Source organism: Dietzia sp. Cai40, assembly GCF_014145165.1.
Lineage (GTDB): Bacteria > Actinomycetota > Actinomycetes > Mycobacteriales > Mycobacteriaceae > Dietzia > Dietzia natronolimnaea.
In genome coordinates, this window is sequence record NZ_JAALEB010000399.1 from 1 (window position 1) to 3,974 (window position 3,974).

A 3,974-nucleotide genomic window follows, 5' to 3' on the forward strand; every position below is an offset into this window, starting at 1 on the left:
GTGGGCGCCGGGCGTGGTCGACTCAGCGTGCGGGCGGTGCGGCCTGTCAGGCGAGCGCGGCGCCGCGGGCCCGGTCGAGCTCCTGCTCCAGGCCCGCCACCAGGGTCTCCGCAGGCTGCTCGCCGCACATGCCCAACCAGTTGGCGAGCATGCGGTGGCCGCCGTCGCTCATCACGGACTCGGGGTGGAACTGGACCCCGTGGACGGGCAGTTCGCGGTGCCGCATCGCCATGATCAGCCCGGACCCGGTCCACGCGGTGGGCACGAGTTCCTCCGGGACGGTCTCCGGGAGCACCGTCAGCGAGTGGTAGCGCGTCGCCGTGAACGGGCTGGGGATCCCGGCGAGGACGCCCGAGTCGTCGTGGGTGACCCGGCTCGTCTTGCCGTGCATGAGTTCAGCGGCCCTGTCGACCGTGGCGCCGAAGGCCTCGCCGATCGCCTGGTGTCCCAGGCACACGCCCAGCACCGGGACACCCGCGCGCCCACAGACCCCGATCAGCGGGATCGTCGCTCCCGCCCGGTCCGGCGTCCCCGGGCCCGGGCTCAGCAGGACGCCGTCGAACTCGGCGACCACGCCCGCGAGCGACGCCGGGTCGTAGCCGCCGTCCGGGCCGGCGAGTCTCTCGTCGTCGTTCCGCCACACCTCGCACGTCGCGCCCAGCTGTCCCAGGTACTGGACCAGGTTGTAGACGAAGCTGTCGTAGTTGTCGACGACGAGGATGCGCATAGATGCAGCGTACTGCTGTCGTCGGGATGAACGTCCCCGGCGGGTCTTGGTAGAGTGGCCTGGATCAGCCCCACCAGTGCGAGGACGTCATGCCCAAGTCAAAGGTCCGGTCGAAGACCGAGTACACCGACGCGGCCGTCAGCCGCACCCCCGTCAAGGTCAAGGGGACGCCCACCGCGCAGTGGTACCTGATCGTGATGTTCGGTCTCATGATCCTGGGCCTGGCGTGGTTGGTGACCTACTACATCGCCGGTGAGCGGATCCCGTTCATGCAGTCCCTCGAGACCTGGCAGAACTTCGCCATCGGTTTCGGGCTGGCCGTGGTCGGGCTGCTCATGACCATGAACTGGCGCTGACACCCGTTCTACCGGAACCCCGTTCCCCGCATTCCACAGCTTAATTCACAGGTCACCCCCCGCACGACGCGGGGGGTGACCTGCATTTTCTCATCGAATTGACATCCATGCAGGTCACGGTGGTGTATTCGGCGAAGTGACCGGTGTTAGCGATGCCCGCGCCCGCGCACACAGGCTGTGGACAACTCCCTCCACACTGGGGATAAACCCTCGACGACGACGACGAGGACGACGCCGCAGGTCGGGGTGCTGCCCTCTCGAACGCGGATCGAACTCCACCCGTGTGATTCATCCACACTGTGGATTCCGCCTGTGGATAAGGGAGGATGGCGGGATGAGTGAGACAACGGCGTCCACCGACGGACACCAGGCCGCGTCGTGGGGCCCGGGGACCCTGTGGCCGGCCGCGCAGATCGCCCTCGGGGTCGGTGCGGTGGTGGTGGGACTGACCAACCGGGATCCCCTGGGGCTCATCCTCACCGGGCTGCTGGCGCTGCTCGTGGTCCCCGCGGGGGTGATGCAGTTGATGCGGCGTCCCCGGATAGAGGTGGTGGACGGGCAGCTCGCGATCAAGAAGCTCGGTGGCGTGGTCTTCGTGCCGCCGGCGCAGGTCGTCGAGGCGCGCGCGCTCGGGGTCGCGAGATGGGGCGTGCGCCAGCACCTCATGCGACTGGAGTACGTGGACGACCGGGGGCGGGAGCAGCTCGACGTGTTCACGCGGGGAGACCTGGGGACCGATCCGCGTGAGGTGAGGGAGAGGCTGGTGGGCCTGGGATTCGGGGGGACCCGGGGGCCGGGGCCCGGCGGTCCTGAAGCTGGCGGCCCGGGATCTAGCGCCTGAGGACGTAGCCCAACTGCATGGTGTCGGCCGCGTACCAGGCGGCCACGGCGACGAGCGCCACCAGTCCCAGGTAGGCGAGCCACGACACGGTCTCCCGACCGCCACGGCCCACCCGTCCCGGCAGTCGACGGGGCAGGACCACCAGGACGAGCGCTCCGAGCGCGCCCACCACCAGGCCGCCCAGGTGGGCGGCGAGGGAGATGCCGGGAACGAGGAAGCTCACGCCGATGTTGAGCACCAGCAGTATCCCGATCCCCTTGACGTCGAGGCGCATCGACATCGCGACGATCGCGTAGGCACCCATGAGGCCGAAGATGGCGCCGGACGCCCCGGCCGTGAGCGCGTTCTGGCCGTAGAACATCACGGCGACGGAGCCGCCGAAGGCCGAGACCAGGTACAGCGCGAAGAACCGGGCGTGTCCGATGCTGCGCTCGATGCCCAGACCGAGGATCCACAGCATGTACATGTTGAGCAGGAGGTGCATCGGCCCGAAATGCTGGAAGGCCGAGGTCATCAGGCGCCACCACTCGTCCCGCGCCGCGACCAGCGGCGGATAGAGCGCCGTGGCCTCGAACAGCGCCGAGGTGTGGTTGCCGAGCATGCTCCGCGACTGGGCGACCGTGGCGGCGTAGACCGCGAGGTTGGCGGTGATGAGCCACGCGGTCACCGGCTGGCGTCGGAAGAAGCGGGAGACGGCGCCGCCGCTGTGCGTCTGGGTGGTCATGGGCTGGTGTGCTGTCACCGTTCCTGGATCGTCGTGGATAGACCGACGGCGCGGGACCGGTGTTCCGGTGCCCGCGCCGCTGGCCGGGCCGTGTCGCCACGACCCTGTGGATCAGGAGTCAGGAGATCAGGAGTCAGGAGATCTCGATCGACTCGATCACGATGTCCTCGACCGGGCGGTCCATGGCGCCGGTCTTGGTGGTGGCGATGGCGTCGATGACCTTCTGCGAGTCGGCGTCCGCGACCTTCCCGAAGATGGTGTGCCGGTTGTTCAGGTGCGGAGTCGGGCCCACGGTGACGAAGAACTGCGAACCGTTGGTCCCCGGGCCGGCGTTGGCCATGGCCAGCAGGTACGGCTCGGTGAACTGGAGCTCCGGGTGGAACTCGTCCTTGAACTGGTAGCCCGGGCCGCCGCGGCCGGTTCCCGTGGGGTCGCCGCCCTGGATCATGAACCCGGAGATGACGCGGTGGAAGATCGAACCGTCGTAGAACGGGCCGGACTTCTCGCCCTTGGCGTTGGCCTGGGAGTAGTCCTTCGACCCGTCGGCCAGACCGACGAAGTTCGCGACCGTCTCCGGGGCGTGGTTGCCGAACAGATCGACGACGATGTCGCCCTTGTTCGTGTGGATGGTTGCCTTCTGCGTTGCGATGCTCACGACGACCATCCTGCCACGCGGTCCCGGTGGATGTCGGCGAGGTGGTGGTCGCTGTCCGAGGGCTGTGCCACCATCTACCCATGAGCACACGAAGCGATCGCGCCGCCGAGCGTAAGGCCATCAAGTCCGCCGAGAAGGACCTGAAGAACGCCGGCACCGCCGCCCGGAAGGCGTTCGACCTCAAGGATCCCCGCTTCCTCGGGGAGGCCGCCGTGGCCGCGACCCGTGGGCCCGCGGGCCTGGCCCTCTTCGGCGCGAGCCGCGGTATCCAGGTGCTGCGGGACCGCCGCGCGGAACAGGCGGAGATCCTGGGCAAGCTGGCCGCGGACGCCAAGCAGCACGCCGAGGACCTCCGGGAGCAGTCGTCCGTTCTCACCGCCCCGCAGGAGAAGCCCAAGTCCCGTCGCCGCCTCGCCCCCCTGTGGATCGTCGGGCTCGCGGGCGGCGCGGCCGTCGCGGGTGCCGCCGCGTACTTCCTGCGCGACCAGGAGCGTTCCGGTGCCGCGCCCGTGACCACTCCGAGGACGACGGCCTCCACCGAGCCCGCGGGAGCGTCGACCTCCGGGACCCCGTCGGCGCCGCCCTCCGACTCGACTTCCGGTTCCACCGCCGCCGGTGAGTCCGAGACCGGCGAGGACCTCACCATCGACTCCCCCGATCCCGAGGGGCCC

At 69.4% G+C, this 3,974-nt stretch carries 6 protein-coding genes; 3 read left to right on the top strand and 3 right to left on the bottom strand.

What is annotated here, in order from left to right; genetic code table 11:
* Positions 1 to 46: 46 nt before the first annotated feature.
* A complete protein-coding gene (locus G6022_RS14360; protein ID WP_182653882.1) occupies positions 47 to 727 on the bottom strand; it encodes an aminodeoxychorismate/anthranilate synthase component II in 681 nt (226 codons plus the stop codon).
* Between the two features lie 89 nt (positions 728 to 816).
* On the opposite strand from G6022_RS14360, the gene crgA reads away from it, so the two are divergent.
* Together crgA and G6022_RS14370 are read left to right on the top strand one after the other, a co-directional pair.
* On the top strand, positions 817 to 1,083 hold the full coding sequence (gene crgA, locus G6022_RS14365; protein WP_179524031.1) for a cell division protein CrgA: 267 nt from the start codon (positions 817 to 819) through the stop codon (positions 1,081 to 1,083).
* Between the two features lie 334 nt (positions 1,084 to 1,417).
* Complete coding sequence (locus tag G6022_RS14370; protein WP_182639463.1) at positions 1,418 to 1,924, top strand: PH domain-containing protein; 507 nt, start codon at positions 1,418 to 1,420, stop codon at positions 1,922 to 1,924.
* Here G6022_RS14370 and G6022_RS14375 read toward each other — a convergent pair.
* Positions 1,914 to 2,648 (bottom strand): rhomboid family intramembrane serine protease, encoded by a 735-nt coding sequence (locus G6022_RS14375; protein ID WP_182639464.1) that lies wholly within the window; start codon positions 2,646 to 2,648, stop codon positions 1,914 to 1,916. The two genes, G6022_RS14370 and G6022_RS14375, sit on opposite strands and share 11 nt — an antisense overlap.
* A 133-nt stretch (positions 2,649 to 2,781) precedes the next feature.
* Entirely contained in the window at positions 2,782 to 3,312 is a 531-nt protein-coding gene (locus G6022_RS14380; protein WP_179524029.1) for a peptidylprolyl isomerase, read from the bottom strand.
* 71 nt (positions 3,313 to 3,383) lie between these two features.
* Between G6022_RS14380 and G6022_RS14385 the strand changes: the two genes are divergently transcribed.
* On the top strand, positions 3,384 to 3,974 hold a 591-nt coding region (locus tag G6022_RS14385; RefSeq protein WP_182691827.1), incomplete at its 3' end, for a hypothetical protein.